Source organism: Sphingoaurantiacus capsulatus, assembly GCF_042648405.1.
In the GTDB taxonomy this organism is placed as follows: Bacteria; Pseudomonadota; Alphaproteobacteria; order Sphingomonadales; family Sphingomonadaceae; genus Sphingoaurantiacus; species Sphingoaurantiacus capsulatus.
Genome location: NZ_JBHRXV010000011.1, coordinates 581,631 through 598,563, shown reverse-complemented (window position 1 = coordinate 598,563; position 16,933 = coordinate 581,631). Strand labels below are relative to the sequence as shown.

The window sequence follows — 16,933 nt, the reverse complement described above, 5'->3', positions numbered from 1 at the left end:
GAAGGATGCGGGCCGGCGACATCGTCGAGATCGAGGTCGTCGGCTCTACCAACGACTGGATGGCCGAACGGGCGGCAGCCGGTGCGCCCGACGGCCTGTGGGTGCGCGCCGACCGCCAAACCGGCGGTCGCGGGCGTCGCGGCCGGGCCTGGACCTCGGAAGCCGGCAACCTGTTCGCCTCTGCGCTCTGCCGCCCGCAACCGGGTGAGGGGCCGGCGCAGCAGCTGAGCTTCGTCGCGGCGCTGGCGCTCGACGAAGCGCTGCAGACCTGGGTGCCCGCCGCGCGCCTCGGCCTCAAATGGCCCAATGACGTGCTGCTCGACGGCGTCAAATGCTGCGGCATCCTCCTTGAAGGTGTCGAGGGCTCGACGATCGTCGGCATCGGCGTAAACCTGCTCCACCACCCCGGCGACACCGAGCGCCCGGCGACCTCGCTGATGGCTTCGGGCATCCACCCGCCCTCCGCCGCCGAGTTCGCGATCCGCCTGCGCGACTCCTTCGCCGCGGCTCGTGCCGAATGGCGCGACGGCGGCTTCGCGGCGGTGCGGGAGCGCTGGATGAGCCGGGCGGCGGGGAAGGGGCGCGAGCTGGTCGCCCGACTGGGACAGGAAAGCATCACCGGCACCTTCGAAGACCTCGGCTTCGACGGCGCGTTGCGCCTGCGGTTGCCAGATGGCAGCGTGCGCGCCATTCACGCGGGCGAGGTCTTCGGTCTCTAGGGGAACAACGGGCATGCTGCTCGCCATCGATGTCGGCAACACCAACGTGGTCTTTGCGCTCATCGAGGGCGAGACGATCCACCATCGCTGGCGCATCGCCACCACCCATGCGCGCACCGCCGACGAATATGCGGTGTGGCTGTCGCAGCTGATGGCGCTCGAGGGGCTCGACCGCTCGGCGGTGACCGCCGCCGTCATCTCGACGGTGGTGCCGCCGTCGCTGTTCGACCTGAAGCGCCTGTGCAGCAAATATTTCCACGTCGAGCCGATCGTCGTCGGCGAGCCCGGAGTCGATCCCGGCATCGGCGTCAACGTGCCGAACCCGCAAGAGGTCGGCGCCGACCGCATCGTCAATTCGGCGGCGGCCTACGAGCGCTACGGCGATGGCTTGATCGTCGTCGATTTCGGCACCGCCACCACCTTCGACACCGTGATGGACGGCGCTTATGTCGGCGGCGCCATCGCGCCCGGCATCAACCTGTCGATGGAAGCGCTCTACATGGCCGCCGCCAAGCTGCCGCGCATCGCCATCGAGCCGCCCGCCAATGGCCGCGCGTTGGCGCAGGGGACGGTGCCGGCGATGCAGTCGGGCATCTTCTTCGGCTATGTCGGGCTGGTTGAAGGTTTGGTCCGGCGCATTAAATCGGATATGTCCCGGCCGGCGACCGTCATCGGAACCGGCGGCCTTGCGACCCTATTCAATCGCCACACGGACGTGATCGATCATGTCGACGGCGACCTTACCATCCGCGGCCTGGCGCTGATCCACGCGCGGAACTCAAAATAGAAAAGAACAAATTACTAGATGAAACCTGGAAAAGAGCTGATCTTCCTGCCGCTTGGCGGCTCGGGCGAGATCGGCATGAACGTCAATCTCTACGGTGCCGACGGCAAGTGGGTGATGGTCGATCTCGGCATGACCTTCGCCGACCCGGCCTACCCGGGCGTCGACCTCGTCCTCCCCGATCTCGAATTCATCGAGAAACGGTCGAAGGACCTGCTCGGCATCGTGCTGACGCACGGCCATGAGGATCATATCGGCGCGATCCCCTATCTCGCCGCCGAACTCGGCGTGCCGCTCTACGCGACGCCGTTCACCGCCGGGCTCATCCGCCACAAGCTGGAGGAAGAGGGCATTGCCGGCGAGGTGAAGCTGCATGTGATTCCGAAGGAGGGGTCGTTCGATCTCGGCCCCTTCCACTTCACCTATGTGCCGCTCGCCCACTCGATCCCCGAAGGCAACGCGCTGCTGATCGAGACGCCCTACGGCCGCGTCTTCCACACCGGCGACTGGAAGCTCGACGAGGAACCGGTGCTCGGCACGCCCTCGACGGCGCAGGAACTGACCGCGATCGGCGACAAGGGCATCCTCGCGCTGGTCGGCGATTCCACCAACGTGTTCAACCCGGAGCCCTCGGGCTCGGAGACGGGGGTCCGCGAGGGGCTCGACCGCGTTGTCGGCGCGGCGAAGGGCCGGGTGCTGGTCACGACCTTCGCGTCGAACGCCGCGCGGCTGCACACGCTCGGGCAGGTTGCCAACGACACCGGGCGCAAGGTCTGCGTCGCCGGCCGTTCGCTCGACCGTATCCTGCGCGTCGGGAAGAGCGTCGGCTATCTGACCGACTTCCCGCCGATCCTGTCGTTCGACGAGGCGATGAAGCTGCCGCGCCACGAAGTGATGATCATCTCGACCGGTGCGCAGGGTGAGCCGCAGGCGGCGCTGTCGCGCATCGCCGAGGGCAGCCACCAGATCAAGCTCGAGCGCGGCGACCTCGTCGTCTATTCGTCGAAGCAGATCCCCGGCAACGAGCTGTCGATCGGCCGCGTGCAGAACGCACTGGCGGCGAAGGGTGTCGAGGTCATCACCGACCGCCAGGCGCATGTCCATGTCTCGGGCCACCCCGGCAAGCCGGAGCTTGAGGCGATGTACGGCTGGATCCGCCCGGAAGTGTCGATCCCGGTGCACGGCGAGCGCCGCCACATGGAGGAGCACGCCCGTATCGCCAAGGCGCACGGCGTGCCGCATGCGGTGGTGCCGGTGAACGGTGCCGCCATCCGCCTCGCGCCCGGCAAGCCGGAGATCGTCAGCCATGAAACGGCGGGTCGCCTCGTCGTCGACGGTGACGTGATCCTGCCGGCCGACGGCACCACGATGGTCGCCCGCCGCCGGCTGCTCCACAACGGCTACCTCTCGGCGACAATCGTCATCGACGCCAAGGGCAAGCTCGCCACCGATCCGGCGATTCTGCTGCAGGGCGTGCCGGTCGAGGAAGACCGCGACGAGTTCATCGAGGACTGCGTCGAGGCCGCCGAGAAGGCGGCGCGGAGCAACGACCCGCGCAACGAGGAGAAGTTCGCCGAGGCCGTCCGGGTCGCCGTGCGCCGCGTTGCCCGCGACTGGACCGGCAAGAAGCCGGTGACGGATGTGCAGGTGGTGCGCCTGTGAAGCTCGGCTCGGCGCTCGCGGTCTACCTGCTGTTCTGGACGGTGACGCTGTTTGCCATCCTGCCGATCGGCGTGCGCACCCATGAGGAATCGGGCGCCGAGCGCGTACCGGGGCAGGCCGACAGCGCGCCGAGCGCGCCGATGCTGGCGAAGAAGGCGCTGATCACGACCGTGGTCTCGGCAGTTCTGTTCGCGATCTTTTACGGGAATTTCGTCTACGGCTGGGTCGGCTTCGACGATGTTGTGCCGGAATTCCTGCGCCCGCCGGCAGGCGCGCTGCCGCGCTAAGAGCCGCCTGCGGCGGCTTACACCCTCACCTGTCCTCTCCCGCAAGCGGGAGAGGGACGCTGCCCCAAGACCGTCCTCAGCCTCCAACCCCTCGCCCGCTTGCGGGAGAGGGAGGGGCCCGCCGCGAAGCGGTGGGAGGGTGAGGGTGTCTGCTCGAGCGGGCTAACTGCTCGATGTGTGGGCCCACCGCCTCGCTAGACCGTCATACCGGCGAAAGCCGGTATCCAGACCGGCAATCGACTGGATTCCGGCTTTCGCCGGAATGACGGCGGTGAAAACTGTGAAAGTGGAGCCTTAGCTCCGCAGCCGCTCCAGCGCCTGCGCCAGCGCGACGTAGAGCTTGCCCACATCCGACGACAGCAGCGCCACCGACAGCGACTCCCCGTCGCGCTCGGCGAGCGTGCGGCGCATCAGCGCTTCGAAATCATGGACGTAGCGGGCGACGCTGTCGCGGAACTCGGCTTCCTCATTATAGCGCCGCGCGACCAGCCGCGCCTCGCCGCCGTCGAGCAGCCGCACCGCGCGGCGGGTGAAGATGCCGCGGTCGCCCTTCAGATAGGCGGCCCAAGCGGTGTCGGCGACTTCGGTCGACAGCGCCTTGGCGATATCGATCGACGCCGAATTGAGCGCCTCGATCAGCAGGCCTGATCGGCGGACCAGATCGCCCTGCGACGCGGCGTCGAGGCGGCTTTCCGCCTGCGCAATGCGCGATTCGACCGCGGCGGCGGTCTCGGCGACGCTGATCATCTGGCGCGACAGCCGTTCGGCGGTGGCCTGCGCGGCCTGTGCGACCTTCTCGCCGACGGCTTCCACCTCGGCGATCTCGACGCGGACGCGCTTGGTGAAATTCTCGTGCATCGCCTCTTGGCTGGCGGTTGCCACCGCCTCGCGCGCCTCGGCGACCACGCCTTCCAGGGCGGTACGCATCGTGCCCTCGGCCTGCGACGCCACCTCACGCACGCGGGTCATCGCCTCGACGAGGCGGGTGGTGGCGGTGAGCGCGGCCCGCTGCGCGTCGGCATCGACGCCCGCCGCCATCGAGCGGGCTTCGGCGAGGCGGGCATTGATATCGGCGACGGTCGCCGAGAGCGCGTCGCGCTGCCCGTCGAGCGCCACCAGCATCGCGTCGATCGTGCTCCGGCCTTCCTGCACCGGGACGACGGCGTCGCGCGCCTGCCCCTTCAGCAGCGCGATGTCGCCGGCGAGCGCGGTGACCGCGTCGCGCACCGCGCCGATCGCGTCCGAGGTCTCTGCGACCTGCTGCGGCAGCGCGGTCGACAGCGCCTCGGCCGATTCGGCGGTGGTGGCGCGCAATGCCGCGACCGCCGCTTCCAGCTCTCGCGTGGCCGCCTGCGTGCCGCCGAGCGGCGTCGCCAGCTCGTGCATCTGCTCGCGAACGGCGGTCAGCCGCTCGGTCAGGCGATCGAGCAGGTTGCCGCTGGTCTGCGCCGCGTTGGCGAGCTTGACGTCGAGCACGCCGAAACCGCGGTCGGCGGTTTCCAGCAAGGTGCGGCTGCGCGCTTCCTGCGCGTCCATCTCGCGGGTCAGCCGCTCGGCCTTGTCGCCGGCCTCGCTGAAGCGCGCGATCACCTCACGCATCGCCTCGCCGGAGAAGCCCTGCAGAACGATGCGCGCCTGCTCGGTGCTGGCACGCACCGCCGCGACCTGCACCTCGACGGCGCGGCGCGTGGTCTCGACCGCCTGGGCGGTGCGGGTGAAGGCGGTATCGGTGCTTTCACTGAGCGCCGCGGTGCGGTCACGGATACGCTCGGCGGCGCCACTGCTCGCGGTATCGACCGCGGCGATCGCCTGCGTCAGCCGCTCGGCGGCCTCGACGATCACCGCCTGCGTATCGGTGCCGCGCGCATGGGCGGCGGCGACCAGCGAATCGATGTCGGCGAGCTGCTGCCGGGCATTGCCTGCGCCCGAGGCGAGCGCGGCAGCGATCGTCTGCGCCTGCGCTTCGGCCTGCGGCAGCGCCGCCATCACCGTCGCCAGCTCGCCGCGCGCATGCGCGCCACCGGCGGTCAGCCGGTCGAGCAGCACCTCGATCGCCTCGCGGTCTTTCGACAGCGAGCCCGAGATTTTCCGGCTGCGCTCCTCGAGCTTGCCCGCCGACTCCATCATCTGCGTCGCCTGCGTGCCCATCGCGGTGCGGATGATCTCGACGCGATCGGCCACCGCCGACAGCACGCCGTCGATCGCGGACAGTTCCTGGCGGGTACGGGTGGCGATATCGGCGACGCGCCCCTCGGCGGCGCGGATGCGCGCGAGCATCACCTGCCGCTCGTCGGTACGGGCGCGGCCGAGTACCAGCGCCATCAGCCAGATCGCGCTCAGCGGCGCGGTCACGCCGGCGGCGAGGCCGGCGAGCGAGCTGAGCGTCAGCGCGCCCGGCGGCTGGTAGCGGATCAGCAGATAGATAGCCGCCGCCGCGGCGGCCAGCCAGATCGCCGAGGCGACCGCCGCGAAGGCGAGCGCGCGGCTGCGACGCGCGGGGAGGGCGTCGTCTTCGTCTTCCATCAGGGCCTCCGGCGGCAGCGGCGCAGCGATGGCGGCCGCCTCGGGCGGCAGGGCCGGCGTCGGCTCGGCTTCGGTGCTGACGGGCGCGAGCGAGCGCATGAATTCCCCCAATGTGCTGGTTTCGCCGATGTCTACCATTTGCGAACGTCGCATGACAGCCCGACGCGGCCATTTGTCGGCCTGTCGCAGCGCGATTGTCGCCGCTTGGCAACGCCGCCGCGGCACGCCAACATCGGCGCCGAAACGGGGGTTACCAATCGATGGCACTGGTCGCGCTGCTTTTCGCGCATCACGGCGCGCCCGGCGGCGAACCGCTGGCGGCGATCGATGTCGCCGGCTTGACCGTGCTCGAACGGCAGGTGGTGCTGTCGCGCCGCCTCGGCGCCGAGAAGATTTTCGTGATCGCCGAGCGGATGCCGCCTGGCCTAGCCGCCGCACTCGACCGGGTCGGCGATTCGGTGAAGATTCTGCGCGACCCGGCGCTGCTTGGCGAGGCGGTGGCCGACGACGATCTGGTGCTGAGCCTGCAGGAGGGCCTCGTCGCCGAGGTGGCGCCCGCGACCGCGCTGCTCGGAGAGGCGCCGGCGCCGCTGCTCGCAGTCACCGAGGGCGAGCCGGCCTATCAGGCCGCCGAGCGTCTCGATTCGCTGAGTTTCTGGGCGGGTTTCGCCGTTTATCCCGCCGAACAGGTGAAGGAGGTCGCCGCCGATATCGGGGAGTGGGATCTGCAATCGACCCTGCTCCGCACCGCGGCATCCTCGGACTCGCCCCGGCTCACCCTCCATGTCGAGCCCGCCGAATGGCGGTTCGTCGGCGAGGCGGCGAGCGCGACGGCGCTTTCGGATCAACTGCTCAGCGAGACGCGGCCCCGCCGCTTCGGCTGGCCGTCGCGTTTTCTGTTCGCCGGGCTGGAGCCGCGGCTGGTGCGGCTGATGCTGCCGACACGGCTGACCGGGCGGATGGTCACCGCCGGCGCGGTCACGCTCGGCCTGCTCGGCGTGCTGCTGTTCGCCTTCGGCTGGCCGGGGCCGGCGCTGCTGCTGGCGATCCTGTCGCCGCAGCTGGCCGACGCCGGCGTGCAGCTGGCGCGGCTGCGGCTGGAGCCAACCGAGAAGTGGATCGAACCCGCCTTCGACCATGCCATCGAGCCCGGCTGGTATCTGGCGCTCGGTGCGCATCTGTCGACGCTCGGCTGGTCGGCGGCGTGGCCGCTGGCGATCGGCGTGGTCGCCGCGCGCGTCGCGATGAACCAGCAGTCGCGTTTCTACCGGCGACTGAAGGACGACGATCTGGAGGCCGCCGAGCCCGGCTGGTCTGCGGTGGCGGCGGGGCGCGACACGCTGCCGTGGCTGCTGCTGCCCTTCGCCTTGCTGGTGATGTGGAAAGCCGGGCTGATCGCCATCGCGATCTATGCGGCCTCGAGCTTTTTCGTGCTGCAGGCGCGACTTTTTTCGCGGCTCGCCGATCCCGCTGGCGCGAAGCTTTAGGCCCCGTTAACCCAGTGTATTTACCGTGGTCCGCAGAGAGGGATTGTGGCGCACGAGCGGAACAGGGAGGTCGAGCATCTGCTTGCCATGGCAGCAGATCGGACGCGCAGCGCGCGGGCCGAGCTGTCGGCGGCTGCGCATGACCTGTTCCTGCCCTCCGATCAACGACTTACCGATCAACAGCGCGCGCTGATCGGCGATCTGCTGGCGAAGCTCGTCGGCGCGGTCGAACTGCTGTTGCTCCATCAGGTCGCCGACCGGCTGCCCGGTACGCCCGATCTCTCCGATACCGCCTGGCCCACGCTCGAAGTCGGCGGCCTGCTGCGCGATTCCGCGCTGCTCCGCCTTGTCATGCAGCGCGCCGAGGAACATCGGCTGTCGCTGGTCGCTGCCGACGCCGCGTTCGACGCGGCGGGCGGTATTGGCCTGCTCGACGCGCTCGCCCGCAGCGCCGACGCCGAACTCGCCCGCCGGGCCGTCGCCTATGTGGTTGGCGAGGCACGCCGCCGCGACCGCTTCCGCGAGCCGCTGCTCCTCGCCGATGATCTACCGCCGACGCTCGCTTACCGCCTCTACTGGCTGGTCGCTGCCGCGCTCCGTGCCCCGCTGCGGCAGGGCGGGGTGGATGCCGCTGAGGTCGATCGTGCGCTCGAGGATGCGGTGCGTGAGGCGATGGCCGATCACAGCGAATCGCAGGGCAGCCGCGCCCGCGCGCTGCGCCTCGCCGCTCGGCTGGAAGCGCTAGGCGAGCTCAGTGACGACTTCCTGCTGAAGGCGCTCGAACAGGGGCATCTGGCGCTGTTCGCCTGCGGCCTCTCGGTGCGCGCCGGGGTTGCGCTCGATTTGGTTTGGCAATTGCTCGCCGACCGAGGCCGCCACAGCCTGCTCGCGATGCTCCGCGGCATCGGCGCGCCCGCCGCTTCGGCGGCAGCGATCGTCGAACTGCTGGAGGCCGGGCAACCGATCGCGCGCTCGCCGGCGGCGCAGCGAGCGTTGCTTGCCGCTTATGAAGCGATCGAACCCTCGGCCGCCCGGCGCCTGCTGGCCGGCTGGCGGCTCGATCCGGGCTTCCGCGAGGCGATCGACGATCTCAACGCGGAGACACCGCGCTGATGCCGACCTCGTCGCGCGACCGCGACCGGCTGCGCGACTTCGCGCGCGCCGGCACAGACTGGGCGTGGGAGGTCGATGCGCAACTCCGCCTCGTCACGCTGTCCGACGGCGCACTCGGGCAATCAGGGCGCCCGTCGATGCTGTTCATCGGCCAGCCGCTCGACGCGCTCGGCCGCCTGCTCGACGGCCCCGGCGGCGAACCGCCGATCCTGCGCGCGCGGCGTGAGGTGTCGGGCTTCAAGGGGCAGTTGCTCGACATGGGCGGTCGGATGCAGCGGCTCGACGGGCTGCCGATCGTCGAAGAGGGCGTGCTGGTCGGCTTTCGCGGTTTCGGCCGCGCCGCCGATGCGCCCAGCTCCGAACTGTCGAGCGAGCGCTTCGTCGCGGCGATGAGCCATGAGCTGCGTACGCCGCTGACCGCGATCATCGGCTTTGCCGAGGTGATGGCGCTGGGCACGCACGGCCCGCTGCAGCCGCATTATGAGGATTATGCCCGCGACATCGCCGCAGCCGGGCGCCATCTGCTGTCGATGCTCGACGATCTGCTCGATGTCAGCCCCGAGGCGGCGGACAGCGGGCGACTGGAGGTCGTCGCTTTCGATCTGGTCGAGGTGGTCGAGCAGGCGAAATCGTTGATCGCGCTGCGTGCCGCCGGCCGCCGCATCGAGATCGACGGGCCGCTGCGCATCGCCCGTGCGGTACTCGCCGATCGCCGCCGCGTTCTGCAGATCCTCGTCAACCTGCTGACCAATGCGGTGAAATTCACGCCGGAGGGCGGCAGCGTGCGGCTGGGGGTGACGGCGGACGGCGGGCGGGTGCGGCTGACGATCGACGATACCGGCCCCGGCATCGCGCCAGACGAGCGCGAGCGGGTGTTCGGCAAGTTCGCGCGCGGCGACGGGGTCGAGGAAGAAGGCTCGGGCCTTGGCCTGCACATCGCGCGCGAGCTGGCGCGGCGCATGGCCGGCGACCTGTCCGCCGAAGCCGCGCCGACCGGCGGCGCGCGCTTCGTGCTGACGTTGCCGAGTGCCTAGAAGCGCCTAACGCTTGTCGAGCGGGATGTAGTCGCGGGTGGTGGCGCCGGTGTAGAGCTGGCGCGGACGGCCGATCTTCTGCTCGGGATCCTCGATCATCTCGTTCCACTGTGCGACCCAGCCGACGGTGCGGGCCAGCGCGAACAGCACGGTGAACATCGTGGTCGGGAAGCCGATCGCCGACAGGATGATGCCCGAATAGAAATCGACGTTCGGAAACAGCTTCTTCTCGGCGAAATAATCGTCGCTGAGCGCCAGCTCCTCGAGGCGGAGCGCCACCTCGAACACGGGATCATCGACGCCCAAAGCGCTCAGCACCTCGCGGACGGTCTTCTGCATCACCGTCGCGCGCGGGTCGTAGTTCTTGTAGACGCGGTGGCCGAAGCCCATCAGGCGGAACGGATCGTTCTTGTCCTTGGCGCGGGCGATGAACTCCGGAATCCGCTCCGGACGGCCGATCTCGCGCAGCATGTTGAGCGCCGCCTCGTTGGCACCGCCGTGCGCCGGACCCCACAGGCACGCGATGCCCGCCGCCATGCAGGCGAACGGATTGGCGCCTGACGACCCGGCGAGACGCACGGTCGAGGTCGACGCGTTCTGCTCATGGTCGGCGTGCAGGATGAAAATGCGGTCCAGCGCCTTCTCGACGACCGGGTTCACCTCATATTGCTCGGCGGGAACGCCGAAGGTCATGCGCAAGAAGTTGCCGGTGTAGGACAGGCTGTTGTCCGGGTAGAGGAACGGCTGGCCGACGGCGTATTTATACGCCATCGCCGCGATCGTCGGCATCTTGGCGATCAGCCGGTGGCTGGCGATCAGCCGCTGTGCCGGATCGTTGATGTCGGTCGAGTCATGGTAGAAGGCCGACAGCGCGCCGACGACGCCGCACATGATCGCCATCGGGTGCGCGTCGCGGCGGAAGCCGCGATAGAACATCGCCAGCTGCTCATGCACCATGGTGTGGCGGCTGATCGTGCGCACGAAATCGTCATGCTCGTCGGGCGTCGGCAGCTCGCCGCGCAGCAGGAGGTAGGCGACCTCCATAAAGGACGACTGCTCGGACAGCTGCTCGATCGGGTAGCCACGGTGGAGGAGGACGCCCTCGTCGCCGTCGATGTAGGTGATCTTCGACTCGCAGGACGCGGTCGAGGTGAAGCCCGGATCGTAGGTGAAGCGGCCCGACTGGCCGTAGAATTTGCGGATGTCGACGACGTCGGGGCCGACGGTGCCGTTCAGAACGGGATATTCGAGCGCCTTGTCGCCGACGTTCAGCTTTGCGGTATCGGTCATGGGCTTCGTCCCTTCCGTCTTCTTGTTTCGCTCGCTCGAGGGCTAGCGCAATTGGTCGTCGATCCGCCCGAGGCTCTCGTCGCGACCCAGCACGTCGAGAACATCGAAAATGCCGGGGCTCGTGGAAGAGCCGGTCAGCGCGGCACGCAACGGTTGCGCGATCTTGCCGAGGCCGACGCCGATGCGTTCGGCGAGCTCGCGGATCGCAGCTTCGAGCGCCGGTCCCGACCAGTCGGCCGAGGCGGCAAGCGCGTCGCGGGCCTGGCTCAGCAGGTCGCTTGCCGGCGGTTCTAGCAACTTCTGCGCGCGTTCGTCGAGTGGGATAGGGCGGGTGCGAAACAGGAAAAGCGAGGCAGAAGCCAACTCGTTCAAATCCTTGGCCCGCGCCTTCAGCTCCGGCATGCTGCGCAGCAGCAATGCACGCTCCGACTCGTTGAGATTGCGCCCATTCTGGGCGCCAATCAGCGGCACGATCAGATCGACCAGTCGCGCATCATCGGTTTCGCGCAGATAATGGCCGTTGATATGCTCGAGCTTCTTCGGGTCGAGCCGCGCCGGCGCGCGGCCGACGCCGGCGAGGTCGAACCACTTGATCGCCTGCTCGCGCGAGATGATCTCGGCGTCGCCATGGCCCCAGCCGAGGCGGAGCAGATAATTCTCCAGCGCCTCCGGCAGGATGCCCATGTCGCGATAGGTCTCCGCGCCGACCGCGCCGTGGCGCTTCGACAGCTTGGCGCCGTCCGGGCCGTGGATCAGCGGGACATGCGCATAGACCGGCTCCGGCCAGCCGAGCGCGCGGATCAGCGCGAGTTGGCGGAAGGCATTGTTCAGATGGTCATCGCCGCGGATGACATGGGTGACGCCCATGTCATGATCGTCGACCACCACGGCGAGCATATAGGTCGGCGTGCCGTCGGAGCGCAGCAGCACCATGTCGTCGAGCTCGGCGTTCTGGACGGTGACGTCGCCCTGCACCTGATCGTCGATGGTGACGGCGCCCTCGCGTGGCGCGCGCAGGCGAACGACGAAGGGCTGGTCGGCCGGGCCGTCGCTGCGGTCGCGCCACGGGCTCGACAGGCGGAAGGGCTTGCGCGCCGCTTCCGCCGCGGCGCGGCCGGCCGCCAGCTCCTCGGGCGTCATCCAGCATTTGTACGCGCCGCCCTTGGCCAGCAGCTCATGCGCGACCTCAGCGTGGCGGGCGGCGCGGGCGAACTGGAAGATTGCCTCACCATCCCACTGCAGGCCGAGCCAGCCGAGCGCGTCGAAGATCGCCTCGGTGGCGCCCTCGGGCATGCGTGCGCGGTCGGTATCCTCGATGCGCAGCTTGAATTCGCCGCCGTGGTGGCGGGCGAAAAGGAAGTTGAACAGCGCGGTGCGCGCGCCGCCGATGTGGAGGTAGCCGGTGGGCGACGGCGCGAACCGCGTGACCACCTTGGGGCTGGTGCTTGCGCCCATGTAAAACCTGACTGAAACTCGGGCGAATGCCGAAAGGAGCGGGGTGCTTAGCATAGCGTCGGCAGCGGTTCAAACGCAGGGCGGGGCACTGGCCGGCCGCCTGCGCCGCGCTGTCGAAAGCATAGAGGAAACACTCGCGGCGGAGCGGCATCAGCTGGTGTTGTGGGTGCCGGTGATGCTGGGCGTGGGCATCGCCGCCTATTTCGCGTTGCCGCGCGTCGGCCAGTGGCAGGCGGTGCTGCTGGCGGCCGGGGCGGTCGCGGTCAGCGGGCTGGCGGTGCGCGGATTGCTGGGACGCTGCCTGCTGTGGGCGGGCCTGCTGATCGCTGCCGGTGTCGCGCTGGCGTGGTGGCGGGCCGAGAGCGTCGCCGCGCCCAAGCTGGAGCGCAGCCAATTCGCGCGGACCTTCGAGGCAAGGGTCGTCGGCGTCGATCGCCAGCCGGCGCTCGAGCGCTATCGCCTGCTGTTGGCGCCTAGTGCCAACGATCTGCCGCCGCAGGTGCGCGTATCGCTGCGCAAGGCGCCCGCCGAGGACATCCTTCCCGGTGCCACGGTCAGCATCCGCGCGACCCTGCGTCCACCGCCGGGGCCGAGTGTGCCGGGCGGCTATGATTTCGCCCGCCGGGCGTGGTTCGAGGGCATTGGCGCGTCGGGGTACAGTTTGGGCGCGCCGACCCTGCTGAAGCCTGCGCCGCCGCCCGGCGATGCCCGCGCGTGGCTCGATACGCTGCGGCGCAAGCTTACCGAACGCATCCACAGCCAGATCGAGGGTGCGGCGGGTGGCATCGCCGCAGCGCTTGTCGCCGGCGACCGGGGAGGCATCCCCGAGGAAGTGACCGAGGACATGCGCGACAGCGGCCTCGCGCATCTGCTGTCGATCTCCGGCCTGCATATCGCCGTGGTGGTCGGCGGCACCCTGTGGCTGGTGCGGCACCTGCTGCTGCTCAGCCCGTGGATCGCGCTGCGCTGGCCGGTGAAGATCATCGCGGCTGCCGTCGCGGCCTTGGCGGGCATCGGCTATACGCTGCTCGCCGGCGCCGAGGTGCCGACGGTGCGGTCCTGCATCGCGACCCTGCTGGTGCTGGCCGGCCTCTGCATCGGGCGGCAGGCGATCTCGCTGCGCATGGTCGCCGCTGCCGCCTTGCTGATCCTCGTGGTGCGGCCCGAGGCGCTGCTCGGCGCCAGCTTCCAGCTGTCGTTCGCCGCGGTCACCGCCATTGTCGTCTTCTATCAGTCACGCCTCGGCAAGAGCATGGCGGGCGGCGGCGACATAGGCCTTGCGGCGCGCTTCGGTCGGGCGTTCATCGCGCTGCTGGTCACCGGCCTGCTGGTCGAGGGGGCGCTGGCGCCGATCGCGCTGGCGCATTTCGGGCGCACCGGCTTCTACGGCGTGTTCGCCAACATCATCGCCATCCCGTTCACCAGCTTCGTGGTGATGCCCGCCGCTGCCGCGGCGCTGCTGCTCGACCCGTTGGGGCTGGGCGCTCCCGCCTATGCGGTGCTGGGGTGGAGCCTCGACATGCTGATCCTGCTCGCCGACACCGTGGCCTCCTGGCCCGGCGCGGTGTCGCGGCTGCCGTCGATGCCGGCCACCGCCTTCGCCGCGTTCATCGTCGGCGGCCTGTGGCTGGCGTTGTGGGAGGGGCGGATGCGCTATGCCGGCTTTGCGCCGGTCGCGCTCGCCGCGCTGCTGGCGCTCGCAGCGAAGCCCGCCGACCTCGTTGTCAGTCCCGACGGGCGCCACGTCGCCATCGTCGAGGACGGGCGGCTGGTGATGCTCCGCCCGCGCGCCGGCAGCTTCATCAGCGATATGTGGAGCGATGCCGCCGCCACCGACAGCCTGACCGCGTGGAGCGACCGCACGAGGGGCCGCTGCAACCGCGATGCCTGTGTGACCACGGTGACGAAGGGCGGTCGTGAATGGCGCCTCATGGCGACGCGGTCGCGTGCGCATCTCGACTGGCGGCAGCTGGTACGTGCCTGCGCGCGCGTCGATATCGTGGTCAGCGAGCGCTGGCTGCCCGACGGCTGCCGTCCGCGCTGGCTGAAGCTCGACCGCGCGGCGCTGGCGAAGAGCGGCGCGGTGGCGATCTGGCTGGATCCGCTACGGGTACGTGCTGTGGCCGACGATCACGGCGATCACCCGTGGGCGACCGCCGTTCCCGATCAATGGTACCGGCGGAGCAGGCCGACCAGCTTGCCCTGAATGCGCACGCGCGACGGCAGGTAATGCTGCGCCTCGTACATCGCGTTCGCCGGGTCGAGGCGGACCATGCCGCCTTCCTTGCGGAGATATTTAAGCGTCGCTTCCTGCCCGTCGACCAGCGCCACCACGATCTCGCCGTCGCGGGCGGTCTCGCAGCGCTGGATCAGCGCATAGTCGCCGTCGAGGATGCCGGCCTCGACCATCGAGTCACCCGACACTTCGAGCGCATAATGCTCGCCCGAGCCGAGCAGGGCGGCCGGCACCGACAGCGCCGCGTCGGTCTCGAACGCCTCGATCGGCTGGCCGGCGGCGATGCGGCCGTGCAGCGGCAGCTCGATGACGTCGTTGGCGACCTTCGGTGCGGCGCGCTTGCCGAACTCGGCCTGCACCACGTTCGACGGCTTCGCCTGCGCGGCGGGTGCCGGCGCGGCGGCAGCCATGCCTTCGGGCAGGCGCAGCACTTCCAGCGCACGCGCGCGGTTGGGCAGACGGCGGATGAAGCGGCGTTCCTCGAGCGCGCTGATCAGGCGGTGCACGCCCGACTTCGACTTGAGCTCGAGCGCCTCCTTCATCTCCTCGAACGAGGGCGACACGCCGCTCGTCTGCAGGCGGGTGTGAATGAAAGCCAGGAGATCGTGCTGCTTGCGCGTCAACATCCGGTCGCCTCGTCGTACAGGAACGAATAAGGAACGACTACGGGGTGGGGATTCCACTGTCAAGGGGTATAACGGGAACAAACCCGCCGACCGTTACGCCGGCGTCGTTCTCGGGGCGTACCAGCAAGGCGTTGCTGGCGGCCAATATCCCCAGCATCGAGCTGTCCTGCCGCGCGACGGGCGTGATTGTCCAAGCGTTACCGCTCCACGCCAACGTCGCGCGCAGATGGTCGCGGCGTTTGTCGTTGGGGGGCAGGTCGATGGTGGCGCGCGCCTGAAGGACGGGTGGCAGCGGCGACGGCGATCCCGCCAGCCGCCGGATCGCCGGCAGCACGAACAATTGCGCGCAGACGAACGCCGACACCGGATTGCCGGGCAGCCCGATCACCCGCGTCGCGCGGAGCATCCCGGTCAACATCGGCTTGCCCGGCCGGATCGCCACCTTCCAGAAATCGATCGCAGCGCCTTGCGCCTCCAGCACCGGCACGACGAGATCGCGGTCGCCGACCGAGGCGCCGCCGATGGTCACCAGCAGGTCCGCGCCCGCTGCTTCCGCCAGCGCCGCGCCGATCGCGTCACGGTCGTCGGCGACGATGCCGAGGTCGGTCACTTCCGCGCCCGCCGCTGTGAACAGCGCCGCCAGCATCGCGCCATTGGCGTTGACGATCTGGTCGGGGCGGGGCGTCACGCCGGGCGGCACCAGCTCGTCGCCCGTCGACAGCAGCGCCACGCGAGGACGGCGATGGACTGCGACCTCGGCAAAGCCGCCCGAGGCGATCAACCCGATCTGCGCCGCGCCGAGCCGCGTGCCCGCCGTCACCAGCCGATCGCCCTTGCCGAAATCGAGCCCGGCGGCGCGGATATGCGCGCCCTCGCGCGGCGGTCCCTCGAGCGCCAGCCGCACGCTGTCGCCGTCGCGGGCCACATCCTCCTGCACCATCACCGTATCGGCGCCGGCGGGGAGGGGCGCGCCGGTGAAGATGCGCGCGGTTTCGCCCGCGCCGATGCTGCCCTCAAACCGCGCCCCGGCGCTGCTTTCGCCGATCAGCCGCCAAGGCCCCGGCATGTCGGCAAAGCGAATGGCGTAGCCGTCCATCGCCGAGGCGGCGAACGGCGGCTGCGTGCGGCGCGCGACGATATCGGCGGCGAGGTGGCGGCCAGCGGCGGCGGCCAGCGGGACGGTCTCGGCCGGCAGCGGCGACAGGCTGCCCAGCAGCTTCGCCTGCGCGTCGCCGAGCGGCAGCATCAGGCGGGCGCCGTCCAGTCGCCCGACTTGCCGCCGGTCTTCGACAGCAGCCGCACCGCCTCGATGACCATCGCCTTGTCGACTGATTTGGCCATGTCATAGACGGTGAGGAGGGCGACAGAGACGGCGGTCATCGCCTCCATCTCGACGCCGGTGACATAGGTGGTGCGCACCGTCGCAGTCGCGGTCACCCCGTCGCCATCGACCGCCAGATCGAGATCGACACCGCTCAGCGGCAGCGGATGGCACAGCGGGATCAGTTCGGCGGTACGCTTCGCCGCCATGATGCCGGCGATGCGCGCCGTGGCAAGCACGTCGCCCTTCGCCACCTGGCTGTCGCGGATCGCGGTCGCCGCGGCGGCGCTCATGCGAATGCGCCCCTCGGCGACGGCGGTGCGCGCGGTCGCCGCCTTGCCGGTCACGTCGACCATGTGCGCAGCGCCCTTCGCATCGAGGTGGGTGAGCGTCACG

Annotated in this window: 14 protein-coding genes; 8 read left to right on the top strand and 6 right to left on the bottom strand. The window is 69.8% G+C overall.

The features are described 5' to 3' along the window. Positions 1–5 precede the first annotated feature (5 nt). The 4 genes from ACFOMD_RS15125 to ACFOMD_RS15110 are packed head-to-tail and all read left to right on the top strand — an operon-like array spanning position 6 to position 3,452. Entirely contained in the window at positions 6–719 is a 714-nt protein-coding gene (locus ACFOMD_RS15125; protein ID WP_380862854.1) for a biotin--[acetyl-CoA-carboxylase] ligase, read from the top strand. A gap of 13 nt (positions 720–732) precedes the next feature. Then, a complete protein-coding gene (locus tag ACFOMD_RS15120) occupies positions 733–1,506 on the top strand; it encodes a type III pantothenate kinase (RefSeq protein WP_380862852.1) in 774 nt (257 codons plus the stop codon). 18 nt (positions 1,507–1,524) lie between these two features. After that, complete coding sequence (locus ACFOMD_RS15115; protein WP_380862850.1) at positions 1,525–3,165, top strand: ribonuclease J; 1,641 nt, start codon at positions 1,525–1,527, stop codon at positions 3,163–3,165. Further along, positions 3,162–3,452, top strand: a complete 291-nt coding sequence (locus ACFOMD_RS15110) for a DUF1467 family protein (protein ID WP_380862848.1) — start codon at positions 3,162–3,164, stop codon at positions 3,450–3,452. Before ACFOMD_RS15115 ends, ACFOMD_RS15110 begins: the two co-directional genes overlap by 4 nt. A 294-nt stretch (positions 3,453–3,746) precedes the next feature. Here the strand turns inward: ACFOMD_RS15110 and ACFOMD_RS15105 are convergent, their stop codons facing one another. Continuing rightward, positions 3,747–6,074 (bottom strand): hypothetical protein, encoded by a 2,328-nt coding sequence (locus ACFOMD_RS15105; RefSeq protein ID WP_380862846.1) that lies wholly within the window; start codon positions 6,072–6,074, stop codon positions 3,747–3,749. 161 nt (positions 6,075–6,235) lie between these two features. On the opposite strand from ACFOMD_RS15105, the gene ACFOMD_RS15100 reads away from it, so the two are divergent. The 3 genes from ACFOMD_RS15100 to ACFOMD_RS15090 all read left to right on the top strand — a co-directional run bounded on the left by ACFOMD_RS15100 (position 6,236) and on the right by ACFOMD_RS15090 (position 9,609). After that, on the top strand, positions 6,236–7,462 hold the full coding sequence (locus ACFOMD_RS15100; protein ID WP_380862844.1) for a hypothetical protein: 1,227 nt from the start codon (positions 6,236–6,238) through the stop codon (positions 7,460–7,462). A gap of 87 nt (positions 7,463–7,549) precedes the next feature. Further along, positions 7,550–8,575, top strand: coding sequence for a DUF2336 domain-containing protein (locus tag ACFOMD_RS15095; RefSeq protein ID WP_380862842.1), 1,026 nt, complete (start codon positions 7,550–7,552; stop codon positions 8,573–8,575). Beyond that, positions 8,575–9,609, top strand: a complete 1,035-nt coding sequence (locus ACFOMD_RS15090; RefSeq protein ID WP_380862840.1) for a sensor histidine kinase — start codon at positions 8,575–8,577, stop codon at positions 9,607–9,609. Before ACFOMD_RS15095 ends, ACFOMD_RS15090 begins: the two co-directional genes overlap by 1 nt. 6 nt (positions 9,610–9,615) lie before the next feature. Here the strand turns inward: ACFOMD_RS15090 and gltA are convergent, their stop codons facing one another. Continuing rightward, positions 9,616–10,899, bottom strand: a complete 1,284-nt coding sequence (gltA, locus tag ACFOMD_RS15085; RefSeq protein WP_380862838.1) for a citrate synthase — start codon at positions 10,897–10,899, stop codon at positions 9,616–9,618. Positions 10,900–10,941: 42 nt separating this feature from the next. Then, positions 10,942–12,354, bottom strand: a complete 1,413-nt coding sequence (gltX, locus tag ACFOMD_RS15080; RefSeq protein ID WP_380862836.1) for a glutamate--tRNA ligase — start codon at positions 12,352–12,354, stop codon at positions 10,942–10,944. 43 nt (positions 12,355–12,397) lie between these two features. On the opposite strand from gltX, the gene ACFOMD_RS15075 reads away from it, so the two are divergent. Beyond that, positions 12,398–14,560 carry a ComEC/Rec2 family competence protein gene (locus tag ACFOMD_RS15075; RefSeq protein WP_380862834.1) on the top strand — a complete coding sequence of 721 codons (2,163 nt, stop codon included), beginning with the start codon at positions 12,398–12,400 and terminating at the stop codon, positions 14,558–14,560. Here the strand turns inward: ACFOMD_RS15075 and lexA are convergent. The 3 genes from lexA to moaC are packed head-to-tail and all read right to left on the bottom strand — an operon-like array spanning position 14,521 to position 16,932. After that, positions 14,521–15,216 carry a transcriptional repressor LexA gene (lexA, locus tag ACFOMD_RS15070; protein WP_380862832.1) on the bottom strand — a complete coding sequence of 232 codons (696 nt, stop codon included), beginning with the start codon at positions 15,214–15,216 and terminating at the stop codon, positions 14,521–14,523. The genes ACFOMD_RS15075 and lexA overlap by 40 nt on opposite strands. A 37-nt stretch (positions 15,217–15,253) precedes the next feature. Next, on the bottom strand, positions 15,254–16,462 hold the full coding sequence (locus ACFOMD_RS15065; RefSeq protein WP_380862830.1) for a molybdopterin molybdotransferase MoeA: 1,209 nt from the start codon (positions 16,460–16,462) through the stop codon (positions 15,254–15,256). Then, positions 16,462–16,932, bottom strand: coding sequence for a cyclic pyranopterin monophosphate synthase MoaC (gene moaC, locus ACFOMD_RS15060; protein ID WP_380862828.1), 471 nt, complete (start codon positions 16,930–16,932; stop codon positions 16,462–16,464). The genes ACFOMD_RS15065 and moaC overlap by 1 nt, the downstream gene beginning before the upstream one ends. Position 16,933 lies beyond the last annotated feature (1 nt).

Coding starts and splice junctions, on each gene's coding strand:
- ACFOMD_RS15095 (WP_380862842.1), top strand. CDS start 7,550: ATGGCAGCAGATCGGACGCGCAGCGCGCGGGCCGAGCTGTCGGCGGCT.
- ACFOMD_RS15090 (WP_380862840.1), top strand. CDS start 8,575: ATGCCGACCTCGTCGCGCGACCGCGACCGGCTGCGCGACTTCGCGCGC.
- ACFOMD_RS15100 (WP_380862844.1), top strand. CDS start 6,236: ATGGCACTGGTCGCGCTGCTTTTCGCGCATCACGGCGCGCCCGGCGGC.
- ACFOMD_RS15125 (WP_380862854.1), top strand. CDS start 6: ATGCGGGCCGGCGACATCGTCGAGATCGAGGTCGTCGGCTCTACCAAC.
- ACFOMD_RS15120 (WP_380862852.1), top strand. CDS start 733: ATGCTGCTCGCCATCGATGTCGGCAACACCAACGTGGTCTTTGCGCTC.
- lexA (WP_380862832.1), bottom strand. CDS start 15,216: ATGTTGACGCGCAAGCAGCACGATCTCCTGGCTTTCATTCACACCCGC.
- ACFOMD_RS15105 (WP_380862846.1), bottom strand. CDS start 6,074: ATGCGCTCGCTCGCGCCCGTCAGCACCGAAGCCGAGCCGACGCCGGCC.
- gltX (WP_380862836.1), bottom strand. CDS start 12,354: ATGGGCGCAAGCACCAGCCCCAAGGTGGTCACGCGGTTCGCGCCGTCG.
- ACFOMD_RS15065 (WP_380862830.1), bottom strand. CDS start 16,462: ATGCTGCCGCTCGGCGACGCGCAGGCGAAGCTGCTGGGCAGCCTGTCG.
- ACFOMD_RS15115 (WP_380862850.1), top strand. CDS start 1,525: ATGAAACCTGGAAAAGAGCTGATCTTCCTGCCGCTTGGCGGCTCGGGC.
- gltA (WP_380862838.1), bottom strand. CDS start 10,899: ATGACCGATACCGCAAAGCTGAACGTCGGCGACAAGGCGCTCGAATAT.